Source organism: Vibrio sp. STUT-A11, assembly GCF_026000435.1.
Classification (GTDB): domain Bacteria; phylum Pseudomonadota; class Gammaproteobacteria; order Enterobacterales; family Vibrionaceae; genus Vibrio.
The window spans coordinates 1,104,733-1,125,449 of sequence record NZ_AP026763.1; the positions used below are offsets into that span (position 1 = coordinate 1,104,733).

Sequence of the window (20,717 nt, forward strand, 5' to 3'; positions counted from 1 at the left end):
TTTCACGGTGCCTGATCCCATGACTTATATTTTGCAGCCTCCCGGCTGGAAGGGGATGCTCTGGGGCACTTCAGTTATCACAAATCTCTTCAGGTTTCTGTCGGAAACGAAGACTTGTGACCCGCTATTTGGGCGGTAGGTACTCAACGTGAATATGCGAGGAGTAGGGTGGCAAGTGTGTTGAATTCGAAGTGTCTTACGCCAATTGCAGCACCTGACTTTCAACGTTCTACTCACATTGCTTTAGGAGTAATGAATGGTAGTGAATAAAATGTAACCAAACCTTCCTTAGCAGCTGTGAACTATAGCAGTGCGCGTCGCTATCAGCAATCTGCTTTGGTACAAACGATAGAAAAATTGCCACAAAATTCAAATTTCGTAATTTATAACTGGCTGTTTCCTAAACAATTGAATCGTGTAAAGTGATGAAGACACAGAACAAACCTGAATCTTGATAGAGACTTTTAATAATTTAAACAAAAGCTTGGGCGATTTCAGACCAGTCTGCACTGGCAAGTGTTTCTTTTGCAGAAAGAATAATGTGAAGTCACGAGTATTTGCGTTTACAATAGCGCGCATGAGCGAAATAAGAACTAAAGTCCAGTTTGTCGACATCGATGAAGACATGGCGGGTCAGCGCATAGATAACTTTTTGCGCAACCAATTAAAAGACATTCCGAAAAGTATGATTTATAGAATCGTACGAAAGGGAGAGGTACGCGTTAATAAAAAGCGTATTAAAGCAGAGTACAAACTCAAAGCGGGCGATCTGGTGCGTATTCCTCCCGTTACTATGGAGAAGAAAGAAGACGACGTAGCGCCGAGCACGAAACTTAATCGCGTTGCTGAGCTTGAAGATATGATCATTTTTGAAGATGACCATATGCTTATTCTCAACAAACCTTCAGGGACCGCGGTTCATGGTGGTAGTGGTTTGAAGTTTGGTGCCATTGAAGCACTTCGTGCCTTACGCCCAGACGCTCGATTTTTAGAGCTCGTGCATCGTATTGACCGCGATACTTCAGGCATCCTACTTGTGGCTAAAAAGCGTTCTGCGCTTCGTCATCTGCAAGCACAGTTCCGAGCTAAAACAGTGAAGAAGTTTTACTTCGCACTGGTGATGGGGCAGTGGAAAAGCAGTTGTAAAGTGGTTAACGCACCGCTGCTGAAAAATGAAGTAAACAGTATTGTTCGTGTTAACCCAAACGGTAAGCCATCCGAGACACGCTTTAAGATTTTGGAGAAGTTTGAACAGGCGACCTTGATTCAAGCAAGCCCGATCACCGGGCGTACACACCAAATTCGTGTCCATACCCAGTACACCGGGCACCCGATCGCTTGGGATGACCGTTATGGTGACCGCCGTTTTGATGCTTACACAGGTCAATATGGTTTGGATCGGTTGTTCCTTCATGCGGCGAATATTAAGTTCCAACATCCTTCAAATGATGAATGGATGGAAATTAACGCGAAGATGGAACCTAAATTAGAGAAAGTGCTCGCTGGTTTAAGAAAAGCATAGTTTGTACGTACCCGTTTCATTCCGAGGAGCCAAAGCGACATCAGGAATCTACTCACTTTGAGCTCGTCGCCGACATCAGCACCCACAGCGCTAACTTAATCGGAAAGTAGATCCTGAATCACGCTCCTTCGTCGTTGTCTAGGATGACTGATTGATTTGAACACGTCGTTCGCGCTAAGAGAACGACGTTAAGTACAGCCTTTTGTCCTTATATTAAAGGACATCAAGCCCTTGAACACGCAACATATCAATCAAGTCAATGAGCGGCAGGCCAACGAGCGTATTCGGGTCTTTACCGACCAGCTTATTAAATAAGCAAATCCCCATGCCTTCACTTTTGAAACTGCCTGCACAGTAAAATGGCTCTTCTCTGTCTACATATCGTTCTATTTGTTCACGAGTTAAATCCCGGAAGTGAACTTCGAAAGTATCGTAACCAACCTCGGTATGGTTAGTCGCAGTATTATGTACGGCAAGGCCGGTATAAAAAGTAATCACGTTTCCACTTTGCGCAAGTAACTGTCCGATGGCATTTTCACGATTGAGTGGCTTGCCAACGATCTTATCGTTAATCACACAAACTTGATCGCTACCGACGATTAGGCTTGGTTGATCTGTTGTACAAGACGTCGCTTTATTCGCGGCTAACCGCATCACAAGTTCTACAGGTTTTTCGTCGTCTAACGGTGTTTCATCGCAATCAGGTGACAGGCAAATAAACGGTACTGAGAGTTTTTCCATCAGTTGTCGGCGAAAAGGGGAGGTTGAGGCTAAAACCAGTTGGTAATTTTTCATTTTGAATTACAATTTGCAGGAGCATTTCCAATAGGATAATCGATTAAAAATGATTCTGGCTAATGCTCTGTATGTTAAGCGTAAAAAAGTGCAACTTTTTTGCCTTTTTCTTTGACTAATTTAAATTTGGAAGATAAGATTCGCGCCCTATGCAAAAGGTAAAAATACCGCGAACGGTTGATCCGGCGAAAGCGGCACAGAAACGATTGGATTACGATGGCATCATCCAAGCTAGTCTTTTCAAACGCTTAGTGGAAGCAACTGAAGGCGTAAAACGCGACGCAGAAGTCTCATTGTCATTTGAGATAGATGAACAGCGACTTGTTGTTATCTCTGGTAAAGCTAACATCGAAGTCGAATTAGAATGTCAGCGTTGTAACGAGGTATTCACACATCAGTGTGAAGTTGAATTCCTTTACACTCCTTACTACGGTGAGAAGACAGAAGAGGAAGCACCGGAAATTTATGATTTGGTAGATCTAAATGAGTACGGTGAATTAGACCTTATACAACTGGTTGAAGATGAGTTCATCTTAGCATTACCTCAAATTGCGATGCACGATGAAGCAGATTGTAGCGTTGATTCAAATAACATGGTTTTTGGTGAGCTTCCTGAAGAAGTTGAGGAAGAGAAACCGAATCCATTCGACGTTTTGAAAAGCTTGAAAAAGTAATCGATATTTACTGATACTTTCTCAACTTTGAACCCAATAGTATAGGAGTAGGGTCAATGGCCGTACAAAAGAGCAAGAAGTCACGTTCAATGCGTGGTATGCGTCGTTCACACGATGCACTAACTACAGCTGCACTTTCTGTAGATGCAACTTCAGGTGAAACTCACCTACGTCACAATGTAACTGCTGAAGGTTACTACCGTGGCAAAAAGGTTATCAACAAGTAAGGTTGATCCTTTGCAAACTATTACCGTTGCACTTGATGCAATGGGCGGGGATTTCGGTCCACGCGTAACAGTGCCTGCCGCCGTGCAGGCACTGTCTCATTTCCCAGAGCTAAAAGTGATTCTTATTGGTGATCAATCCCTGATCACGTCTCAATTATCTCAACTCGGTACTTCTACCAGTTCCCGTTTGACTATTCTCCACAGTGAGAAAGTGATTTCTAATTCAGAAAAACCCTCTTTAGCATTACGTAATAGCCACAATAGTTCGATGCGTAAAGCCATTGACCTTGTTTCCGAGCAAAAAGCAGACGCTTGTGTCAGCGGCGGTAATACTGGCGCATTGATGGCACTGTCACGTTTTATACTCAAATTGCTTCCTGGTATTGATCGCCCTGCTTTAGTCTCTGCTTTACCGACCATCAGCGGAAAACGTAACTGGATGCTGGATCTTGGCGCAAATGTCTCTTGTGATGCAGATAGCTTGTTTCAATTTGCCGTGATGGGCAGTGCGTTGGCTGAACAGCATTTGGGTCGTCCCGCTCGTGTGGCGGTTCTCAATATCGGTGCAGAAGAGATAAAAGGGAATGATCTCGTTAAGCGCTGCGCAGAAATGCTTTCTCAAACCGACGCAATTAATTTTGTTGGTTATATTGAAGGTAATCAAATATTGCATGATGTTGCGGATGTCATCGTTTGTGATGGATTCGTCGGTAACGTATGCTTAAAGGCCAGCGAGGGAACAGCACAACTTTTTATCGAAAAAATTAAAACCAGTATAATGGCGTCTACGTTAAAGGGTTGGATTGCTAGAAAGTTGTTTTCTCGGCTATTTAATGAACTAAAAACACTGAACCCCGACCAGTATAACGGCGCAAGTTTGCTAGGATTGCGCGGCATTGTCATTAAAAGCCATGGAAGTGCTGATGTATCTGCAATTGTCAATGCACTTGGAGAGGCAGTACACGAGGTCAAACGACAAGTACCAAGCCGTATTAGCGATCGTTTGGAAGCGGTTTTACTCGAGAGGCATTATTAGTCTTCATGTATAGCAAAATTTTAGGTACTGGCAGCTACCTGCCATCTCAGGTGCGTACTAACGCAGATCTAGAGAAAATGGTAGATACAAGTGACGAGTGGATTGTTGCTCGCACGGGTATTAAAGAGCGTCGAATCGCAGCAGAAGATGAAACTGTTGCTGACATGGCATTCTACGCAGCTGAAAACGCTATCGATATGGCAGGTATAGATAAGAACGACATCGATCTTATCATTGTAGCTACTACCAGCAGTAGCCATACTTTCCCTTCATCTGCGTGTCAGGTGCAGGGAAAGCTTGGCATTAAAGGTTGTCCGGCTTTTGACTTAGCCGCTGCTTGTTCTGGCTTTGTTTATGCTCTATCTGTAGCTGACCAGCACATCAAAACAGGTATGTGTAAAAACGTACTGGTTATTGGTGCAGACGCATTGTCGAAAACATGTGATCCAACTGACCGTTCGACCATTATTCTGTTTGGCGACGGAGCCGGTGCGGTTGTTGTTGGTGCAAGTGAAGAACCTGGCATCATCTCTACCCACATTTACTCGGATGGTCAATTCGGCGAACTATTGAGCTTACCAGTGCCAGTGCGTGGCCAAGATGCTGACAAATGGCTGCACATGGCTGGCAACGAAGTATTCAAAGTTGCTGTAACCCAGCTGTCTAAATTGGTTAAAGACACACTGGAAGCCAACAACATGCACAAGTCTGAGCTAGACTGGCTAGTACCGCACCAAGCGAACTACCGAATTATCTCAGCGACAGCTAAGAAGCTATCAATGTCTCTGGATCAAGTTGTATTGACCTTAGACAAGCATGGCAATACATCGGCAGCGACCGTTCCGACAGCGTTGGATGAAGCGGTGCGCGATGGACGTATCAAGCGTGGACAAACTTTGCTATTAGAGGCATTTGGTGGCGGTTTCACTTGGGGCTCTGCTCTGGTGAAGTTCTAAGTTTCACGAGAATTCAAAATTTAAGGTGCACTTAAGTGCATCTTATTTCTTTTTACATTGCTTAAAGGAAAACAACATGAGCAAGTTTGCTATCGTATTTCCAGGCCAAGGTTCTCAAGCAGTAGGTATGCTGGCTGAGCTTGGCGAACAATATGACGTAGTAAAACAAACATTTGCAGAAGCATCTGACGCACTAGGTTACGATCTATGGGCGCTTGTTCAAAATGGCCCTGCTGAAGACCTCAATCAAACGTTCCGTACACAGCCTGCATTGTTAGCGTCGTCTGTGGCTATTTGGCGTGTATGGCAAGAACTTGGTCTTGAGCAACCTGCAAATCTAGCAGGCCACAGCTTGGGTGAGTATTCAGCACTAGTATGTGCAGGTGTGATTGATTTTAAACAAGCAATCAAACTGGTTGAGCTTCGTGGTCAGTTAATGCAAGAAGCTGTACCTGCAGGCACTGGCGCAATGTACGCAATCATTGGCCTAGATGATGAATCTATCGCAAAAGCCTGTGAAGAAGCAGCGCAAGGCGAAGTGGTATCTCCGGTAAACTTCAACTCTCCTGGTCAAGTTGTTATCGCTGGTAGTAAAGACGCAGTAGAGCGCGCTGGTGCACTATGTAAAGAAGCAGGTGCTAAGCGTGCGCTTCCTCTTCCTGTTTCAGTGCCTTCTCACTGTGCTCTGATGAAACCTGCGGCAGAAAAACTGGCTGTTGCTCTAGAGTCTATAGAGTTTAATGCGCCACAGCTTCCAGTGATCAACAACGTTGATGTGGCTGCTGAAACGGATCCGGCAAAAATTAAAGACGCGCTTGTTCGCCAGCTACATAGCCCAGTTCGTTGGACTGAGAGCGTACAGCTGATGAGTGAGCAAGGCGTAGAAAATCTTCTTGAGCTTGGTCCTGGCAAAGTGTTGACAGGTCTGACAAAACGTATCGTGAAGACACTAAGTGCAGCGGCGGTTAACGACGTAGCGTCGTTAGAAGCGGCTAAATAATTTAGCGTTAAGACACGATAACAAAAGGAAAACACAACATGATGAATCTAGAAGGTAAGATCGCTCTAGTGACTGGCGCAAGCCGTGGCATTGGCCGTGCGATTGCTGAACTTCTTGTTGAACGTGGTGCAACAGTTATTGGTACTGCGACGTCTGAAAGTGGCGCGGCTGCTATTAGCGAATACCTGGGCGAAAACGGCAAAGGTTTGACACTTAACGTTACTGACGTTGAGTCTATCGAAGCGACACTAAAAACCATCAATGATGAGTTTGGTGTGATCGATATTCTAGTAAACAACGCAGGCATCACTCGTGATAACCTACTAATGCGTATGAAAGATGATGAGTGGAATGACATCATCGATACTAACCTGACACCAATTTTCCGTATGTCTAAAGCGGTATTGCGTGGCATGATGAAAAAGCGTGCAGGTCGTATCATCAACGTAGGCTCTGTAGTGGGTACTATGGGTAATGCAGGCCAAGCTAACTACGCAGCTGCAAAAGCAGGTGTGATCGGTTTCACTAAATCGATGGCTCGTGAAGTTGCTTCTCGTGGTGTTACAGTAAACACTGTTGCTCCAGGTTTCATCGAAACTGACATGACTAAGGCATTAAATGACGAGCAACGTGCGGCAACTTTGTCTAACGTTCCTGCAGGTCGTTTGGGTGATCCTCGCGAAATTGCATCAGCAGTAGCTTTCCTTGCTTCACCTGAAGCAGCGTACATTACTGGTGAAACTTTGCATGTAAATGGTGGCATGTACATGGTTTAATACGACAGTTTCGGCAAAATAAGCTATTTTACATTGTGAAGAATAGCTTATAGTTGCACTTTACTGTCATGAACTTGTCATGCTTATGCGCAAGATTTGTGCATGATTTAAGTCAAAAATGTATTGAAATTCGGTTAAATTCGCTAATTTTGTGGTTTGACCAGCAAGGACCCCCTTGCAACTTTCAATAGTTCGAATAAACTACGGAATCATCGCATTAGGCGAAATCTGTAAAGGAAAAGAAAAAATGAGCAACATCGAAGAACGCGTAAAGAAAATCATTGTTGAACAGCTAGGTGTAGACGAAGCAGAAGTTAAAAACGAAGCTTCTTTCGTTGACGATCTAGGTGCTGATTCTCTAGACACTGTAGAACTAGTTATGGCTCTAGAAGAGGAATTCGACACTGAGATTCCTGACGAAGAAGCTGAGAAGATCACTACTGTTCAAGCTGCAATCGACTACGTAAACAGCGCTCAGTAATTATCTCTCCCAGGCGGTCTCCTAGACCGCCTGTGTTCTTTCTAACTTCTTCTATCCTCTCATAGAAATATTCAATTCCCGGAGAATTATATCGTGTCCAAGCGTCGTGTAGTTGTCACTGGCATGGGTATGTTGTCACCGGTAGGCAACACAGTAGAATCATCTTGGAAAGCCCTGCTAGAAGGTCAAAGTGGTATTGTGAATATCGAGCACTTTGATGCTACGAATTTCTCAACTCGTTTTGCAGGTCTTGTGAAAGATTTCGATTGCACAGAGTACATGTCTAAGAAAGATGCTCGTAAAATGGATTTGTTTATCCAGTACGGCGTCGCAGCAGGTATGCAAGCAATTGATGACTCTGGCTTACAAATTACCGAAGAAAACGCGGCTCGAGTTGGTGTTGCCATCGGCTCAGGTATTGGTGGTCTGGAACTGATTGAATCAGGTCACACTGCGTTAGTAGACAAAGGCCCTCGCAAAGTTAGCCCATTTTTTGTTCCTTCGACCATCGTAAACATGGTTGCAGGTAACCTATCTATCATGCGTGGTCTTCGTGGTCCAAACATCGCGATCTCTACGGCATGTACTACTGGTCTACATAACATCGGCCATGCAGCTCGTATGATCGCTTATGGCGATGCTGATGCTATGGTTGCTGGTGGTTCTGAAAAAGCGTCAACACCGTTAGGTATGGCAGGCTTTGGTGCCGCTAAAGCGTTATCTACTCGTAACGATGAACCACAGAAAGCTTCTCGTCCTTGGGACAAAGGCCGTGACGGTTTCGTTCTGGGTGACGGTGCTGGCATCATGGTACTTGAAGAGTACGAACATGCGAAAGCTCGTGGTGCTAAGATCTATGCTGAGCTCGTTGGGTTTGGTATGTCTGGCGACGCTTACCACATGACCTCTCCAAGTGAAGATGGTTCAGGTGGTGCATTGGCGATGGAAGCTGCAATGCGTGATGCTAAAATCGAAGGTACACAAGTGGGTTACGTAAACGCACATGGTACTTCGACACCTGCTGGTGATGTGGCTGAAATCAAGGGCGTGAAACGTGCTCTTGGTGAAGAGGGTGCGAAGCAAGTTCTCGTTTCTTCAACGAAGTCTATGACTGGTCACCTATTAGGTGCTGCTGGCTCTGTAGAAGCAATCATCACGGTACTGTCTTTGGTGGATCAAATTGTTCCGCCAACGATAAACCTTGATGATCCAGAAGAAGGCCTGGATATTGACCTTGTACCGCATACTGCGCGCAAAGTTGAAGGTATGGAATACGCAATCTGTAACTCGTTTGGCTTCGGTGGCACAAACGGTTCTTTGGTATTCAAAAAGTTCGCTGAGTAACTCTTGTTTGCTGAGTAACATTTATTCTCAGAGTAACACTGTCTAACCGTATTTAGATAAGTGGAACTTGTATTCTAACGGCTCGATGCTTAGCATTGAGCCGTTTTGTTTTATTTGATAGCCACAATTTTTAAGGTAGCCGAATGTTTTGGGTAAATGGAATTCCACAAACACATGTCTCATTGAGCGATCGTTCCTTTCAATATGGTGATGGGTGCTTCTCGACAATCCTGACTAAGAAGGGAGAGTTGGTGTATTGGCCTGAGCATGTTGCAAGGATGGAAGCCTGTCTCAAAGCGTTACGCATTCCTTTTCCAAATTGGCAACTCGTTTTTGAATGGACCATTAATGCGGCTTTGTCAGATGATGATGCGGGTGTGAAAATCCATATCAGCCGTGGTACCGGCGGAAGGGGATATAGCCCAAGTGGCATTGAAGGGCCAACCGTGACCATTTCTAATTTTCCTTTCCCCAGTCATTACGCTGCCTGGCAATCAAATGGTGTGAGTCTTGGTGTGTGTGAAACTCGCTTAGGTATTCAGCCGTTACTTGCTGGTCACAAGCATAATAACCGCTTAGAACAGGTGCTTGCGAAATCTGAAATTGACGGGACCGAGTTTGCCGATGCAGTAACGTTAAATGTGCAAAATCATGTCATTGAAACTACAATGGCCAACCTTTTTTGGGTTAAAGATAATAATGTTTATACGCCTGATTTAAGTTTGTCTGGTGTTGCCGGTGTCATGCGTCGCAAGGTGCTTGAATTTTGCTCGGCGAATAGCATCAATGTGAAGGTAGACGCCTTTTATCTTCCCGATGTACTCAATGCCGACGAAGTCTGGATGTGTAACTCATTATTAGGTGTGGCTCCTGTAACGAGCATTACAACACAAAATAAGAAAAACGTATTTCCGATTGGAAAACTGACTCAACGACTGCAAGGGAAGTTAACTCCGTGATTAAAAAACTATTGGCTGTTGTTGTACTGATTGCTTTGATTGGTGCAGCAGGTGTTTTTTACGTTGTTTCACAGGCGAAGCAATACGTGAATAAGCCAATTCTACTTGAGCAACCTCAGCTATTTACGGTAGAAAATGGTACAAGCTTTAACCAAATAATACGTGACTTGGTGAAAGCAGAAGTTATCGAGTCTTCTGATTATACTCGTTTTATTCCGCGTCTTTATCCGGAACTGTTACAAGTTAGGGCAGGGACATATCAACTCCAGCCCAAGATGTCGCTTTATCAAGCGTTAGAGCACCTCAACACAGGCAAAGAATATCAGTTCGCGATTACTTTTGTTGAAGGCAGTCGCTTTTCTGAATGGGTGGACTTGCTAAAAGAAGCGCCTTACGTAAACCATGATTTGACAGCGCTGTCTGAAAAGGAGATGGCGGCTAAGTTGGATATAGAACGTGAAAAGCTAGAAGGGCTCTTCCTGGCAGAAACATACCATTACACTGCTGGTACCACAGAAAGCCAACTACTAAAGCGTGCGCATCAGAAATTAATTAGCATACTTGATGCTCAATGGGCGTCACGTCAGGAAAAACTGCCTCTTGAAGATAAATACCAAGCTTTGATTTTGGCTTCTATCATCGAAAAAGAGACCGCGATTGATTCAGAGCGTGAACGAGTCGCATCAGTGTTTGTTAACCGTTTGAACAAGCGTATGCGTTTGCAAACGGATCCGACAGTGATTTACGGAATGGGTGATGAGTATGACGGCAATATTCGTAAAAAAGATCTGCGCACGCCTACACCATACAATACGTATGTCATTAGTGGGTTGCCACCAACGCCAATTGCCATGGCAGGAGAAGCGTCAATCGTTGCGGCGTTGAACCCTGAAGAGAGCGCCTACTTATACTTTGTCGCAAGCGGGAAGGGCGGACATGTGTTCAGCAAATCCCTTGCCGAGCATAATCGTGCCGTAAGAGCCTATTTAAGAGAACTAAGAAAGAATAAATGATGAAAGCGAATTTTATTGTCATAGAGGGCCTGGAAGGCGCAGGGAAAAGTACTGCGATTCAAACTGTGTTAGATACTCTTAAAACTGCGGGTATCGAAAATATTGTCAATACTCGTGAACCCGGTGGTACACCGCTCGCAGAGAAGATGCGCGCGCTAGTCAAAGAAGAACACGAGGGTGAAGAGCTTCAGGATATGACGGAATTGCTGCTACTTTACGCGGCACGTGTTCAGCTTGTAGAGAACGTCATCAAGCCAGCTCTAGCTAATGGGCAGTGGGTCGTGGGTGACCGTCATGATATGTCTTCTCAGGCTTATCAGGGTGGTGGTCGTCAGATCGATGCGTCACTTATGAAAAACCTTCGTGACACGACTCTTGGTGATTTCAAACCAGCTCTGACGCTTTATATGGATATTGATCCTCGAGTTGGTCTGGAACGTGCTCGTGGTCGCGGTGAGCTTGATCGTATCGAGAAGATGGACATCAGCTTCTTTGAGCGTACACGTGAACGTTACTTGGATATTGCCAATAGTGATCCATCAGTTGTGGTGATCAATGCTGAGCAGTCGATTGAGACAGTGTCTCATGATATTCAAGAGGCGCTGAATGAGTGGTTATCGCATCAATAAGCGCGAACGAGGATTTAAATGACTCATGTTTAATGATTTCCCATGGCTCAATCCTATTTGGGACAACCTAAAAGCGGGTTTAGACTCAGACCGAATTCCCGGCGCTTTGTTAATTCAAAGTGCGCCAGGTTTGGCCGTTGAACAACTCGTTGAGCGCTTTAGCCACGCACTTCTGTGTCAGAACTACAACAGCGAAGCTTGTGGCTTTTGCCATAGCTGTCAGCTCGTTCAATCGCAAAGTCATCCAGACTTGCACTGGGTTAAACCAGAGAAAGAAGGCAAAGCAATAACGGTTGATCAGATCCGTGCTTGTAATCGCCTTGCGCATGAGTCATCACAACTCAACGGTTATCGTTTATTTGTTATTGAACCAGCGGACATGATGAATGAGTCGGCGTCTAATGCGTTGTTAAAGACGCTTGAAGAGCCGGGCGAGAAGTGTTTGTTCTTGCTTGTCACACATAATCAAGAGCGCTTACTCCCGACGATACGTAGCCGCTGTCAGCATTGGGTTGTTACCCCACCGTCGACTGAGCAAGCCATGAAGTGGTTAAGAGAAAACGGAGCATCCGAGCTCCCCGCTTATGCCTTGAAGCTTAATATGGGGTCACCAATAAAAACGCTAGCGGCAAAAAGTAGTGGTGAATTGGATGAGTATTTGACATTCGAACACGACTTCATAGAAGCGATGACATCCGTTGTGGCAGACTTATCACGATGCGCGTCTTACATGGCGAAGAACCCTGACAACGCGATAAACTGGGCCTGGTATTTGCTCACAGATGTTCAAAAGCTTCAATTTGGTGTTTCCGAAGGCGATCTTTTACCGGGAGCTCATCAGCTTCAGCATACAAACTACAACGGTTTATATTCATCAGCTAACAAGCTGATGGAACTCAAGGCTCAACTGCAAGCATTTCCGGGCTTAAACGTTGAGCTATTATCTATGAATTGGTTAATTGAATCACGAGAGGCATTATGTTCGTAGATTCGCATTGTCATTTGGACAAACTGAATTACGACGATCTCCACACTAGCGTGGAAGACGTTATTAACAAAGCCAAACAGGCTAATGTGACAGAGTTACTCTCTGTAGGGGTAACTCTGGACTCGTTTCCTAACATGTTGGAAATGATTACGCCATACGAGAATGTTTACGCTTCTTGCGGCGTTCATCCTCTGGATGTAGAAAGTGCATTTTCTCTGGATACACTTCATCAGCACGCTTCACACAATAAGGTAGTGGCGATTGGTGAAACGGGTTTGGACTATCATTACAAGCCAGAAACTGCGGCGTTACAAAAAGAACGTTTTGAGCAGCATGTTGAACTTGCGGTTGAACTTAATAAGCCACTGATTATCCATACGAGAAACGCTCGCGCTGATACATTAGATATTCTGCGCAACGGTGGGGCAGAGAAGTGTGGTGGAGTTATTCACTGCTTTACGGAAGATCTCGCTTTTGCTGAGGCCGCGTTGGACTTAGGCTTTTACATTTCTATTTCAGGGATCGTAACTTTCCGTCAAGCTACGGAACTCAAAGAAGTGGTGAAGACACTTCCTTTGGACAAGCTACTTATTGAAACCGACTCACCTTATTTAGCACCAGTTCCTCATCGAGGCAAAGAGAATCAGCCTGCTTATGTCGTCGAAGTAGCGGCGTACATCGCGCAGCTTAAAGGGGCTTCTCTTTCAGAGGTTGCACAAAAAACTACCGAAAACTTCAGAAATCTTTTTTTACGATAGACATAAAGATTTTGATAAAAAAGGGGCGTTTGCCCCTTTTTTTATATCAAATTACCATCTTATATATATAAACTCGATGAGTTAACTGATTTTGTTGATTTTGTGGTGTCAAATTAACCGAGATTTATTTTGTGATAAAAAGTAACAATGATGGCTATTTTATTTACTCTTTAAAATTAATGTTGTTAATTAATAAATTCAAATAAATCAGTGTTTTATCTATGATGTAATGCATTGCTTAGTAGCTTTTCGACTGTGATCTGCATATTACTTTGAAACTAATCTCAAGCATCTGCTAGAAACCGGTACCAGTTACGCGATATATTTAGAGCCGGAAAATATATCGCGTCCGCGGTTATATATTCTATAGAGGCTAGCATTCAGGCTGCGGGGGTGTGCCGCTAGCCCTCTAACTATTCTAAAAATTCTATCAGGAGCAAAACTAATGAAAGGTTTCTTTAGTAAACTTTCGCAATCCATTATGCTGCCCATCGCTTTGCTACCAGCTGCGGGTATCATGTTGGGTATCGGGGGTAGTTTTACTAACCCAACAATGATCGAAGCGTACAATATCGATGTGCTTCAAGATGGAAGTCTGTTAAACAGCTTCCTACAAGTTATGACTGCTGCTGGCGGTATTGTATTTGCAAACCTTCCAGTCATGTTTGCTCTAGCGATTGCTGTTGGCTTCGCTCGTGCAGAAAAAGGTGCTGCAGCACTAGCGGCTCTTATCTCTTACTTGGTTATGAACGTTGCTATCGCTAAAACGCTAGTCGTTGCAAACATGATCAACGCAGACGCAAACACTGTTATCCTTATGGGTAGTGAATACGCGGGTGTCTTGGCTGATACGCTAGGTATTGCTAATACGCTAAGTATGGGTGTGTTTGGTGGTTTGATCGCTGGTGCAATCACTGTTGTTCTTCATAACAAATACCACGATGCAAAACTGCCTGATTACCTAGGTTTCTTCGGTGGTGCTCGCTTTGTTCCTATTATCAGTGCTTTCGCAGCGCTGTTCTACGGTATCGTTCTGACTTTCATCTGGCCATTCTTTGGTGCCGCGTTCGGCGCTATCGGTGCGGCACTAGGTGAAATGACAGCATCTGGCCACGGCTACATTGCTTCTTTCATCTTCGGTGTTATCGAGCGTTCTCTAATTCCTGTAGGTCTGCACCACGTATTCTACTTGCCACTTTGGCAGACAGAAATCGGCGCGACAGCAGAAGTTGCTGGTGAAGTGATCAAAGGTACACAAAACGTCTTCTTCGCATCTCTAGCGTCTGGCGATTTCTCTCAGTTTACTTCTACTAACTTCATGACAGGTAAATTCCCATTCATGATGTTTGGTTTGCCAGCTGCAGCATACGCGATGTACACACTAGCGGATGACGAAAACAAGAAAGCAGCAGGTGGTCTACTGTTCTCTGTTGCGCTAACTGCATTCCTAACGGGTATCACAGAGCCAATCGAATTTACATTCCTATTCCTATCTCCAGCGCTTTACTACGCGATCCACGTGCCATTGGCTGGTATTTCGTTCATGCTGATGGATATGCTGAATGTTAAAGTTGGTATGACATTTAGTGGTGGTTTCATTGACTTCTCGCTATTTGGTATTCTTCCAGGTGTAACGGGTGTTGAAAACCACTGGTACTTCATCCCTCTAGTTGGTATCGCATACGCATTTGTTTACTTCTTTGTTTTCCGTTGGTTTATCGTTAAGTTCGATATTAAAACTCCGGGTCGCAAAGGCAGCGCAGTAGCGGTTGTCTCTAAGAAAGACTACCACGCAGCAAAAGGCGGCGCTGGCGACAACCAAAAAGCAAAAGACATGATCGAAGCACTTGGTGGTGCTGAGAACATCGTTGACGTTGATGCTTGTATCACTCGTTTACGTATCACTGTTAAAAATGGTGCTGCAGTTAAAGAAAATGATTACTGGACTCAAGAGCTTGGTGCTCGTGGCCTGGTGAAAGTTGGCGATACTGGTATTCAGGCTATTTACGGTGCTGAAGCTGCTGGTTACAAAGCTCAAATTAACTCGCTACTTGGTAAATAATGAGTATTGGTGACAAATTTCGTAGAACAGGCGCATTCGTAATCGACCTGATGATAGCTAAGATGTTTACTCAGGTTGTCTTGTCTGTTCTCGCATTTCTCGTGTCTGGTTTGTGGAGCGATAAGGTAACGGGCTTTTCATTAAACGATGATATGGCTCTGCCGATTTTATTGGCAACGGTAGTGATTATGCTGTTGACCTATATCGGCATTTACCTGGGGTACTGCGCGGTTTGTTTTAAAATGATAAACAAGTCGCTAGGCAAGTATCTGCTTCAAGTAAAGAACAGTCGCGGGATTGCGCAACTTGATTTGTCATCATATTTATCTCGTGAAAAAGAGAAGATTGTATATTTTCTTGCAACGCTAGGGCTTTATGCCGCGTACTCAGCGATACAGTTTTACATGTATGACAGAGAACCTTTGCATGAGGTCCACGCTCAGCAATCTCAGAAGTAACATTTCTTTCTAGTAAAAGCCCGCGATAAGTCAGCGGGCTTTTTATATTCTAAAAAGCCTAAACTCATCTTCCCTTCATTTTAATTTATTCTCGATTTCAGCACCCTAAGTGTTATTTATCGCCTATGCTTCTGTTAGATTTTTTCGTCAATTTATAAATAAGGTGTTTATTGAACTCAGAATTTGCACTGCGATTATGTTTGCTTATTCCCTTTAGTGATATTTGTCGTATTTATGAGAGAAAATAAGTCATTGTCTATTGTTATGAGTCGCATTTTTTACAGTGATTTATAAATCAATTTGTTGTTTTCGTGATCTTGAAGGGGTTATTGTCCCGGAACTTTGAGGGTTATCAATAATATATTTTGAGCCATAAAATATACTCAATTTGTGGTTACATCTTAATTGGGTGCTAACATTTAGGCTACGGGGGGTGGCCGTTAGTACCCAAATAATACTTATATACTTATCAGGAGCTTGAACATGTTCAAAAACCTTTTTGCTAACCTGCAAAAAGTCGGTAAATCACTGATGCTTCCAGTATCGGTATTGCCGGTTGCAGGTATTCTTCTGGGTGTTGGTGCTGCCCATCTGAGTTTCATTCCAGAGATTGTTTCTAACCTAATGGAACAAGCTGGTGGTTCTGTATTTGGTCAGATGGCCTTGCTATTTGCTGTCGGTGTTGCTCTAGGCTTCACAAATAACGATGGTGTAGCAGGTCTGGCTGCAATCGTTGGTTACGGTATTATGACAGCGACGCTTGGTGTAATGGCTGGCGTCATGGGTGTTGAAAAAATCGATACTGGTGTACTAGGCGGTATCTTAAGTGGTGGTTTGGCTGCCTGGGCATTCAACCGTTTCTTCAAAATCCAGTTGCCTGAATACCTTGGTTTCTTTGCGGGTAAACGTGCTGTGCCAATCATCACTGGCTTTGGTGCGATCATTCTAGGCGTTATCCTTTCTTTCATCTGGCCACCAATTGGTAGTGGTATCAGTGCGTTCTCTCACTGGGCTGCGGATCAAAACCCACAGCTAGCATTTGGTATCTACGGTATTGTTGAGCGTTCACTGATTCCATTTGGTCTACACCATGTATGGAACGTACCTTTCTTCTTCGAAGCAGGTAAATGTGTCAACGCTGCAGGTCAAGCTCAAAACGGTGTGTTAACTTGTTACCTTGTTGCTGATGAAGCGTCACGTGCTGCTGGTAATGGCTTCGGTCAGCTAGCGGGTGGTTACATGTTCAAAATGTTTGGTCTACCAGCGGCAGCGATTGCTATTGCTCATTGTGCTAAGCCTGAAAACCGAGCGAAAGTTTTGGGTATCATGGCGTCAGCTGCATTAACATCATTCCTGACAGGTATCACTGAGCCGATCGAGTTCTCGTTCTTATTCGTTGCTCCGCTACTATACGGAATCCACGCGCTACTCGCTGGTTCTGCATACGTTGTTTCGAACACCCTTGGTTTTGTTCACGGTACTTCTTTCTCTCACGGTCTTATCGACTTCTTAGTGTTGTCTGGTAATGCTCAAAAGATGGTTCTGATGATTGGTGTAGGTCTGGTTTACGCCGTTATCTACTACGTTGTGTTCCGCGCAGTTATTACTGCTCTTGACCTAAAAACACCGGGCCGTGAAGATGAAACTGAAAGTGCAGCGGCAACTTCAGGCTCAGACATGGGTGGTGAACTTGTAGCAGCATTCGGTGGTAAAGCGAACATCACTGGTTTAGATGCATGTATTACGCGTCTACGTGTTGCAGTGGCTGACACTGCAGCTGTCGACCAAGACAAACTAAAACAGCTAGGCGCAGCAGGGGTTGTTGTTGTAGCTGGTGGTGTTCAGGCTATCTTCGGTACTAAGTCTGATAACCTAAAAACAGAAATGGATGAGTGGATTCGTAACCACGGCTAATCTCAGTTGTCCACTGCTTATGTGAAAGGGGGCTTCGGCCTCCTTCTTAATGTCTGCGTACTCTAATTTCAATACGTTAATCATGGCATAGTTATACAAACTTCCTATATCGACACTTCTTCCTATTAAAGCGCTTACCTGTATTCATGTGACGATAAACTCATCTTCACTTTCTTGCGTGTTTCCATACATCCTTCTTACCCTTCATTGACATTATAAAATCCAGTCGTGTTTGAATTATGCACGATGTTTTTTTAAGAATTGATAGTGGTTATGAACAAGAAACTAATAATACTGGCAGCTGGACTGATGTCTGGCACTGCAATGGCTGCTAATGGCACCTCTGATTTAGCTGTTGGTATGGCTGTCGATCAGCAACTGAGCGTTGTTGTCGAGATTGATAAGACTTACCGCGGGATTATTGGTAACGACGGTATGGCTTTTGATTACATTGCCAAACGCGGTACGTTTGATCAAAATGTTCCGGTGACCTGGTATGTCGGCGTCGGTGGTTGGTATGAGTGGGATGATGAATTCGGTGTGCGTGTACCACTAGGTGTTAATTGGGATCTCTCTCAGGGCTGGGATGTATACGCTCAGCTTCATCCAGAGCTCGATCTTTACAAAGGTGTAGATTTACAACTTGGCGGCGCCGTTGGTGTGAAGTACAGCTTTTAATCTCAGTTACAAAGAAAAATGCCGGCTCAGTAGCCGGCATTTTTTATTGTTGGTAACAAGGGTTATTGCTTATTCATTGCTCGTTTGATGCAAATGGCCGCACCACCCCAAGTAATGCCTAAGCCAAGAACCATCATGATGATTGCGCTGGTTGTCATTTTGTTGTCTCCTTGCGGTTTACAGCGTTAATTAATAGCCCGAAGATAAATAGCGCAGCAATTAATGCCCAGCCTAATGTCAAATCGTAACCACCATAGCCGTCGGTAAATAGAGCATAAAGCTTGGTCGCCAAGATTACAGCTAGCATGATTGGTGTGACGAAACGTAAGCAGATTTCAAACCATTGACCAATTGAGAAATCAGAGCGTTGGTTTACATAGCCGCGAACTTCTGCAACGCGGTTTAATAGCCACGCCATCAATACGATTTCGATCAAGCCACCAACCATGATACCTACGTTGTTTGCAAAGTGATCAACCAGATCAAGCAGTAACAATCCACCGTTGGTTGCGAACGCCATGGATACAATGAAACCAGTACCAATCACAACGTTTGCCGCTTTCTTACGAGTCCAGTTTAATTTGTCGATAATTGCTGAGGTTACTGCTTCCATAATTGAAATATGAGAGCTTAAACCAGCGACAACTAAAGCAAAGAAGAACAGTGGGCCAAGAATGTAAGGTGCAGGCAATAGGTTAATTGCCGCAGGTAACGTTACAAACGCAAGACCAACACCCGCAGAAACCACCTCTGTTAACGGTTTACCTTGCTCTTGAGCCATATAGCCCAATACAGAGAAGATCATGATGCCGGAAAGAATAGAGAAACCACAGTTAATCAATACCGTCATAAACGCATTGTTAGTGATGTCTGATTTTTCTGGCAAGTAGCTAGAGTAAGCCAGCATAATGGCAAAGCCGATACTTAGGGTAAAGAAGATCTGGCCATAAGCTGCGGCCCAGACTTTAACATCCCAAATTTTGCTGAAGTCCGGTTCGAACATATAGTTCACACCGTCCAGTGCACCTGGTAAAAACACCATGCGACCGATAAGGAATAGCACCATCAAGAACAGAACTGGCATCATGATCTTTGATGCACGCTCGATTCCTGACTTGACACCACTCGCAATCGCAACATAAGTGATGGCCCAAGCAATCACCATAGACAACGCAATTTTCCATTGGATGCTGCCTAGGTTAGTTGGTGAATTATCACCTAACTTCAGGTACTCACTGAAGAAATACGCGTTTGTATCTGCTCCCCAACCTTGGCTGAACGACAAACCAAAGTAAGAAATAGACCAGCCGATCACGGCAACATAGTAAACGGCGATGACTGCTGCGACACCCACCTGAAACCAACCAAGCCACTCAAATTTTGAATGAATCTTTGCTAGTGTCTTTGGTGCTGAGCCACGGTATTTTTGTCCCATACTGAACTCTAGGATCATGAATGGAATACCTGCAGTGATCATGGCAAAAAGGTAAGGAATAAAAAATGCGCCGCCACCGTTTTCGTAGGCCATGTATGGGAAACGCCAAATGTTACCCAGACCGATAGCTGATCCTACCGCTGCTAAGATGAATCCCGCGCGGGATCCCCATTGTTCTCGCTTCATATTTGACTCCTGTACAACTCCCTAAGGAATGAAGCTCCTTCTGTGAAGCAGGGCAGTTTGTTAAAAGTTAGGGAAACTGTTATCCATCAGTTTTTATGACCTAAATTCTAAATTGTTATTGATTTGCCATTTTTTATTCTACTTCACACTAAGGAATTTAGAGTTTAACTCTTAAATTGATGATGTGTGTTTGATAAAACTGAAATATTTATCTGTTTTCGCTATTCAGACTAACTTCTAATAATTACAAGCGCAACAGATTCTAAATGTTAATAATAGTATTTTGTCTGGTTATAATATGGTTAATTTCGTTTTTTTTGGAATTTATCTTGGATGTTTGACTTAGATCTCAAAACAAATGACTCCCATATGGCTACTGTCTTGGTTATAAGGACTATTTTGATTATTTAGGGGGTATGTCTAGCTTTTGTACACCATCTAGAAGATGTTTCGTCGATGTGTTGTGGTTAAAAGCGAAAACTTATTCCGACATTGGATTGAAATTGGTTCATGCAATCCGTGTCAGTGTCGATCATACCTAGCCAACACTCATTAAAATACTTGCAACGAAATAGCTGATTTTATTATTCATGCCCTATCTCCTTATTATGCCTACGCTAATTGTGATGGCTTAGTCAAAACCGCGCGAACAAATTAAGCAAATCTTGAACATATTTCACGCTGGTGTTATTAATTTGTTACAGTTCAAGGAGGTGTTTATGGAACACGATCTCAAATCCGCACTAATCATCGTTGCCGCTGTCTTCGCAGTTCTTTTGTCATACGGAATTATTGCGATTACTTCGGCCTAATATAAGTTTGCTTT

The 20,717-nt window shown here is 43.9% G+C and carries 22 protein-coding genes; 19 read left to right on the forward strand and 3 right to left on the reverse strand.

The genetic code is table 11. The features are described 5' to 3' along the window. Positions 1 to 577: 577 nt before the first annotated feature. Entirely contained in the window at positions 578 to 1,522 is a 945-nt protein-coding gene (gene rluC, locus OO774_RS05230; RefSeq protein WP_176291947.1) for a 23S rRNA pseudouridine(955/2504/2580) synthase RluC, read from the forward strand. 213 nt (positions 1,523 to 1,735) lie between these two features. On the opposite strand, the gene OO774_RS05235 is transcribed toward rluC, so the two are convergent. After that, a complete protein-coding gene (locus OO774_RS05235; protein WP_264905290.1) occupies positions 1,736 to 2,317 on the reverse strand; it encodes a nucleoside triphosphate pyrophosphatase in 582 nt (193 codons plus the stop codon). A gap of 149 nt (positions 2,318 to 2,466) precedes the next feature. On the opposite strand from OO774_RS05235, the gene yceD reads away from it, so the two are divergent. The 17 genes from yceD to OO774_RS05320 all read left to right on the forward strand — a co-directional run bounded on the left by yceD (position 2,467) and on the right by OO774_RS05320 (position 18,270). After that, a complete protein-coding gene (yceD, locus tag OO774_RS05240) occupies positions 2,467 to 2,991 on the forward strand; it encodes a 23S rRNA accumulation protein YceD (RefSeq protein WP_264905292.1) in 525 nt (174 codons plus the stop codon). Between the two features lie 56 nt (positions 2,992 to 3,047). After that, positions 3,048 to 3,218 (forward strand): 50S ribosomal protein L32, encoded by a 171-nt coding sequence (gene rpmF / locus OO774_RS05245; RefSeq protein WP_004414666.1) that lies wholly within the window; start codon positions 3,048 to 3,050, stop codon positions 3,216 to 3,218. 10 nt (positions 3,219 to 3,228) lie between these two features. Next, the gene (plsX, locus tag OO774_RS05250) at positions 3,229 to 4,254 is read left to right on the forward strand and encodes a phosphate acyltransferase PlsX (RefSeq protein WP_264905294.1); all 1,026 of its coding nucleotides are present in this window, start codon (positions 3,229 to 3,231) and stop codon (positions 4,252 to 4,254) included. Between the two features lie 5 nt (positions 4,255 to 4,259). Then, the gene (locus OO774_RS05255; RefSeq protein WP_264905295.1) at positions 4,260 to 5,210 is read left to right on the forward strand and encodes a beta-ketoacyl-ACP synthase III; all 951 of its coding nucleotides are present in this window, start codon (positions 4,260 to 4,262) and stop codon (positions 5,208 to 5,210) included. A gap of 76 nt (positions 5,211 to 5,286) precedes the next feature. After that, a complete protein-coding gene (gene fabD, locus OO774_RS05260) occupies positions 5,287 to 6,210 on the forward strand; it encodes an ACP S-malonyltransferase (protein WP_264905297.1) in 924 nt (307 codons plus the stop codon). Positions 6,211 to 6,251: 41 nt separating this feature from the next. Then, positions 6,252 to 6,986 (forward strand): 3-oxoacyl-ACP reductase FabG, encoded by a 735-nt coding sequence (fabG, locus tag OO774_RS05265; protein WP_065297672.1) that lies wholly within the window; start codon positions 6,252 to 6,254, stop codon positions 6,984 to 6,986. Positions 6,987 to 7,233: 247 nt separating this feature from the next. Continuing rightward, positions 7,234 to 7,467, forward strand: a complete 234-nt coding sequence (gene acpP / locus OO774_RS05270; protein WP_004406112.1) for an acyl carrier protein — start codon at positions 7,234 to 7,236, stop codon at positions 7,465 to 7,467. A gap of 93 nt (positions 7,468 to 7,560) precedes the next feature. Further along, positions 7,561 to 8,811 (forward strand): beta-ketoacyl-ACP synthase II, encoded by a 1,251-nt coding sequence (gene fabF, locus OO774_RS05275; protein ID WP_264905299.1) that lies wholly within the window; start codon positions 7,561 to 7,563, stop codon positions 8,809 to 8,811. A 143-nt stretch (positions 8,812 to 8,954) separates the two neighbouring features. After that, positions 8,955 to 9,770 carry an aminodeoxychorismate lyase gene (pabC, locus tag OO774_RS05280; protein WP_264905301.1) on the forward strand — a complete coding sequence of 272 codons (816 nt, stop codon included), beginning with the start codon at positions 8,955 to 8,957 and terminating at the stop codon, positions 9,768 to 9,770. Next, positions 9,767 to 10,783 carry an endolytic transglycosylase MltG gene (gene mltG / locus OO774_RS05285; protein ID WP_264905303.1) on the forward strand — a complete coding sequence of 339 codons (1,017 nt, stop codon included), beginning with the start codon at positions 9,767 to 9,769 and terminating at the stop codon, positions 10,781 to 10,783. The genes pabC and mltG overlap by 4 nt, the downstream gene beginning before the upstream one ends. Continuing rightward, positions 10,780 to 11,412 carry a dTMP kinase gene (tmk, locus tag OO774_RS05290; protein WP_264905304.1) on the forward strand — a complete coding sequence of 211 codons (633 nt, stop codon included), beginning with the start codon at positions 10,780 to 10,782 and terminating at the stop codon, positions 11,410 to 11,412. The genes mltG and tmk overlap by 4 nt, the downstream gene beginning before the upstream one ends. Positions 11,413 to 11,437: 25 nt before the next feature. Continuing rightward, on the forward strand, positions 11,438 to 12,400 hold the full coding sequence (locus OO774_RS05295; RefSeq protein ID WP_264905306.1) for a DNA polymerase III subunit delta': 963 nt from the start codon (positions 11,438 to 11,440) through the stop codon (positions 12,398 to 12,400). Next, positions 12,391 to 13,158 carry a YchF/TatD family DNA exonuclease gene (locus tag OO774_RS05300; protein WP_065297079.1) on the forward strand — a complete coding sequence of 256 codons (768 nt, stop codon included), beginning with the start codon at positions 12,391 to 12,393 and terminating at the stop codon, positions 13,156 to 13,158. The genes OO774_RS05295 and OO774_RS05300 overlap by 10 nt, the downstream gene beginning before the upstream one ends. Positions 13,159 to 13,603: 445 nt before the next feature. Then, the gene (locus OO774_RS05305) at positions 13,604 to 15,220 is read left to right on the forward strand and encodes a PTS transporter subunit EIIC (protein ID WP_264905308.1); all 1,617 of its coding nucleotides are present in this window, start codon (positions 13,604 to 13,606) and stop codon (positions 15,218 to 15,220) included. Continuing rightward, positions 15,220 to 15,678: a hypothetical protein gene (locus tag OO774_RS05310; protein WP_264905310.1), complete on the forward strand. Its 459-nt coding sequence runs from the start codon at positions 15,220 to 15,222 to the stop codon at positions 15,676 to 15,678. The genes OO774_RS05305 and OO774_RS05310 overlap by 1 nt, the downstream gene beginning before the upstream one ends. 483 nt (positions 15,679 to 16,161) lie before the next feature. Next, positions 16,162 to 17,592: a PTS glucose transporter subunit IIBC gene (gene ptsG, locus OO774_RS05315; RefSeq protein WP_264905312.1), complete on the forward strand. Its 1,431-nt coding sequence runs from the start codon at positions 16,162 to 16,164 to the stop codon at positions 17,590 to 17,592. Between the two features lie 273 nt (positions 17,593 to 17,865). Further along, on the forward strand, positions 17,866 to 18,270 hold the full coding sequence (locus OO774_RS05320; RefSeq protein ID WP_264905314.1) for a hypothetical protein: 405 nt from the start codon (positions 17,866 to 17,868) through the stop codon (positions 18,268 to 18,270). 62 nt (positions 18,271 to 18,332) lie between these two features. Here the strand turns inward: OO774_RS05320 and OO774_RS05325 are convergent, their stop codons facing one another. Together OO774_RS05325 and OO774_RS05330 are read right to left on the reverse strand one after the other, a co-directional pair. Then, entirely contained in the window at positions 18,333 to 18,428 is a 96-nt protein-coding gene (locus OO774_RS05325) for a MetS family NSS transporter small subunit (RefSeq protein ID WP_264905316.1), read from the reverse strand. Further along, entirely contained in the window at positions 18,425 to 19,891 is a 1,467-nt protein-coding gene (locus OO774_RS05330) for a sodium-dependent transporter (protein WP_264905318.1), read from the reverse strand. The genes OO774_RS05325 and OO774_RS05330 overlap by 4 nt, the downstream gene beginning before the upstream one ends. A 719-nt stretch (positions 19,892 to 20,610) precedes the next feature. Here OO774_RS05330 and OO774_RS05335 point away from each other — a divergent pair. Beyond that, positions 20,611 to 20,703 (forward strand): YnhF family membrane protein, encoded by a 93-nt coding sequence (locus OO774_RS05335; protein ID WP_020335625.1) that lies wholly within the window; start codon positions 20,611 to 20,613, stop codon positions 20,701 to 20,703. The last annotated feature ends 14 nt before the right edge of the window (positions 20,704 to 20,717 follow it).

What these genes read in the sequence shown, in the direction of transcription:
- pabC (WP_264905301.1), top strand. Translation starts at nt 8,955, where the DNA reads ATGTTTTGGGTAAATGGAATTCCACAAACACATGTCTCATTGAGCGAT.
- OO774_RS05330 (WP_264905318.1), bottom strand. Translation starts at nt 19,891, where the DNA reads ATGAAGCGAGAACAATGGGGATCCCGCGCGGGATTCATCTTAGCAGCG.
- OO774_RS05335 (WP_020335625.1), top strand. Translation starts at nt 20,611, where the DNA reads ATGGAACACGATCTCAAATCCGCACTAATCATCGTTGCCGCTGTCTTC.
- tmk (WP_264905304.1), top strand. Translation starts at nt 10,780, where the DNA reads ATGATGAAAGCGAATTTTATTGTCATAGAGGGCCTGGAAGGCGCAGGG.
- fabD (WP_264905297.1), top strand. Translation starts at nt 5,287, where the DNA reads ATGAGCAAGTTTGCTATCGTATTTCCAGGCCAAGGTTCTCAAGCAGTA.
- fabG (WP_065297672.1), top strand. Translation starts at nt 6,252, where the DNA reads ATGAATCTAGAAGGTAAGATCGCTCTAGTGACTGGCGCAAGCCGTGGC.
- OO774_RS05320 (WP_264905314.1), top strand. Translation starts at nt 17,866, where the DNA reads ATGAACAAGAAACTAATAATACTGGCAGCTGGACTGATGTCTGGCACT.
- rluC (WP_176291947.1), top strand. Translation starts at nt 578, where the DNA reads ATGAGCGAAATAAGAACTAAAGTCCAGTTTGTCGACATCGATGAAGAC.
- OO774_RS05305 (WP_264905308.1), top strand. Translation starts at nt 13,604, where the DNA reads ATGAAAGGTTTCTTTAGTAAACTTTCGCAATCCATTATGCTGCCCATC.
- OO774_RS05235 (WP_264905290.1), bottom strand. Translation starts at nt 2,317, where the DNA reads ATGAAAAATTACCAACTGGTTTTAGCCTCAACCTCCCCTTTTCGCCGA.
- OO774_RS05295 (WP_264905306.1), top strand. Translation starts at nt 11,438, where the DNA reads ATGTTTAATGATTTCCCATGGCTCAATCCTATTTGGGACAACCTAAAA.
- OO774_RS05310 (WP_264905310.1), top strand. Translation starts at nt 15,220, where the DNA reads ATGAGTATTGGTGACAAATTTCGTAGAACAGGCGCATTCGTAATCGAC.
- OO774_RS05300 (WP_065297079.1), top strand. Translation starts at nt 12,391, where the DNA reads ATGTTCGTAGATTCGCATTGTCATTTGGACAAACTGAATTACGACGAT.
- acpP (WP_004406112.1), top strand. Translation starts at nt 7,234, where the DNA reads ATGAGCAACATCGAAGAACGCGTAAAGAAAATCATTGTTGAACAGCTA.
- rpmF (WP_004414666.1), top strand. Translation starts at nt 3,048, where the DNA reads ATGGCCGTACAAAAGAGCAAGAAGTCACGTTCAATGCGTGGTATGCGT.
- ptsG (WP_264905312.1), top strand. Translation starts at nt 16,162, where the DNA reads ATGTTCAAAAACCTTTTTGCTAACCTGCAAAAAGTCGGTAAATCACTG.
- OO774_RS05325 (WP_264905316.1), bottom strand. Translation starts at nt 18,428, where the DNA reads ATGACAACCAGCGCAATCATCATGATGGTTCTTGGCTTAGGCATTACT.
- OO774_RS05255 (WP_264905295.1), top strand. Translation starts at nt 4,260, where the DNA reads ATGTATAGCAAAATTTTAGGTACTGGCAGCTACCTGCCATCTCAGGTG.
- yceD (WP_264905292.1), top strand. Translation starts at nt 2,467, where the DNA reads ATGCAAAAGGTAAAAATACCGCGAACGGTTGATCCGGCGAAAGCGGCA.